At 73.2% G+C, this 2,480-nt stretch carries 2 protein-coding genes and 1 pseudogene; all 3 read left to right on the top strand.

The features are described 5' to 3' along the window. Positions 1 to 559: pseudogene (locus tag ACFV61_RS35515) on the top strand (hypothetical protein); the annotation flags it as partial. A gap of 194 nt (positions 560 to 753) precedes the next feature. Then, complete coding sequence (locus ACFV61_RS35520) at positions 754 to 972, top strand: ferredoxin (protein WP_063346071.1); 219 nt, start codon at positions 754 to 756, stop codon at positions 970 to 972. Positions 973 to 1,123: 151 nt separating this feature from the next. After that, positions 1,124 to 2,338, top strand: a complete 1,215-nt coding sequence (locus tag ACFV61_RS35525; protein ID WP_380496277.1) for a cytochrome P450 — start codon at positions 1,124 to 1,126, stop codon at positions 2,336 to 2,338. The last annotated feature ends 142 nt before the right edge of the window (positions 2,339 to 2,480 follow it).

Raw genomic sequence — 2,480 nt, forward strand, 5'->3', positions numbered from 1 at the left:
GATCAGCCCGCGGCGTTGGGCGCCCGGCTGGGCGTGCGCCCGGATCGTCCTCGTACTGGGCCGTACTTGGGCGATTCGGGCGTGCGTCCAGGCGGGATGCCCGGCGTCGCGGGCCCGGCAAGATCGGCCGGACAGGACCTGGATCAAGGTGAAGCCCCGGCACACGCTGGACCTGGTGGTGCTGGCCGCCGAGTGGGGCAGCGGCCGGCGGCGCGGCCTCCTCAGCAATCTGCACCTGGGCGCCCGGGCGGCGGGCGAGCCCGGGCTTGGCCCGTGGGTGATGCTCGGCAAGACCTTTAAGGGCCTCACCGACGAGACGCTCGCCTGGCAGACCGCCGAACTCCTCGCCCGCGAGAGCGGGCGGGACGACTGGACGGTGCGGGTCCGGCCGGAACTGGTCGTCGAGATCGCCTTCGACGGTCTCCAGCGCAGCCCCCGCTACCCGGCGGGGCTGGCCCTGCGGTTCGCCCGGGTGGTGCGCTACCGGCCGGACAAGAGCGCCGCCGAGGCCGACACCGTCGCCACCGTCCGGGAGATCGCCGCCGCCGAGGGGCTGTGAGCCGCCCTTTGGCGGAGTAACGTCAATTTCAAACCCCTTTGCGGCGGCGCTGAACCGGCTCCGAACCGAATCGGCCATTCTGGACGATCCCCGCATCGCCCCTCCGTGGACGCAAGGGTGGCGGTTAGGTTGGCAATGACAACGAGAGGCGGCCGCCGGACGCCCGGCGCCGCACTGGCGAGAGGTGCTCGACCATGAAGGTGAGCGTCGACCGGGACCGCTGCTGCAGCTCCGGGATGTGCGTCCTGAACGCTCCGGAGATCTTCGACCAGGACGAGCAGGACAGTCTGGTGATCCTCCGTCAGACCGAGTTCAAGCCACCGCAGTTCGCCGTGCTGAGGCTCGCCGCCGAGCTCTGCCCGGGCGGCGCGATCACCGTCACCGAGGAGGACTCCGCCGAGGACGCCGGCTGACGCCCCCACCGGCTCCCGACGGCCCCCTGCCCGCGCCGGCCCCGGCCCCGGCCACCGTTACGACCGCCGCTCCCGGCCGCCGTCGCGCGAACCGTAGACCCCGGCGCCACCCCACCCACCCGAGGACATTGCGACGCAAGGAGACCCCACCTTGACGAGCACACCCACCGCCCGGACCTTCCCGATGCCGGCCCCGCGCGACGCCGCCTGCCCGTTCAGCCCGCCGCCCGCCTACACCGAGGCCGCCGCGACGGCGCCCATCACCCGCGCCGCCCTGCCCGACGGCGAGTCCTGCTGGCTGGCCACCGGCTACGCCGAGGTCCGCACCATCCTGTCCGACCGCCGGTTCAGCGCGGACGCCCGCCACCAGGGGTTCCCGATGCTGGTGCCCGGCCGCCGGGAGGCCCTCCTCGCCAACCCGAGCTTCCTGCGGCTCGACGACCCCGAGCACGCCCGGCAGCGCCGGATGGTCACCGGCGACTTCCTGGTCAAGCGGGTCGAGGCGATGCGCCCCGGCATCCAGCAGATCGTCGACGAGGCGCTCGACCGGATGACCGACGGCCGGACCGAGGCCGACCTGGTCGCCGACTTCGCGCTGCCCGTCCCCTCGCTGGTGATCTGCCTGCTGCTCGGCGTCCCGTACGAGGACCGGGACCGCTTCCAGGGCCTCAGCCGGACCCTGCTCAACAAGCACAGCTCGGCCGAGGAGGTCCAGGCCGCCTCGGACGAACTGCGCGAGTACCTGGGTGGCCTGGCCGCCCGCAAGCGGGAGGAGCCGGGCAACGACATACTCAGCCGGCTCGCCGTCCGGGACGACCTCACGCCGGACGAGGTCGCCACGACCGGCATCCTGCTGCTGATAGCCGGGCACGAGACGACCGCGAACATGATCTCGCTCTCCACCGCCCTGCTCCTCGACCAGCCCGAGCAGATCGCCAGGCTGGCCGACCCGGCCGCGCTGCCCGGCGCCGTCGAGGAACTGCTGCGCCACCTGACCATCGTGGACCACGGGCTGCCCCGGGTGGCCTTGGAGGACGTCGAGCTGGGCGGCACCGTGATCAAGGCCGGGGAGGGCGTGATCGCGCTGATCTCCACCGCCAACCAGGACGAGGAGATGTTCGGCGGCGCCGACCTGCGGCCGGCCGACGAGCTCGACCTCGACCGGGACGCCCGGCGGCACATGGCCTTCGGCTTCGGCGTGCACCAGTGCCTCGGGCAGCCGCTCGCCCGCGCCGAGCTCCAGATCGCCCTGGCCACCCTGTTCCGGCGGCTGCCCGGCCTGCGGCCGGCGGCCACCGGGGAGGGCCGGAAGTTCCGCTCGGAGGCGTTCATCTACGGAATGCGGTCGCTGCCCGTCACCTGGTGACGGCCGTCGGGCGGAGGGCGGGGCCGGCCGGCGACCGGACAGAGTCCAGGGGCTCTCTTTCGGATCACGTCGGATCAGCGCGCGGCGTCGGAGTGCGTGCATCGCAAGGCGGAGGAGGGAGTCCATGCGGAGTATCGGCGAC

It is taken from the genome of Kitasatospora sp. NPDC059817 (assembly GCF_042731835.1).
Taxonomy (GTDB): domain Bacteria; phylum Actinomycetota; class Actinomycetes; order Streptomycetales; family Streptomycetaceae; genus Kitasatospora.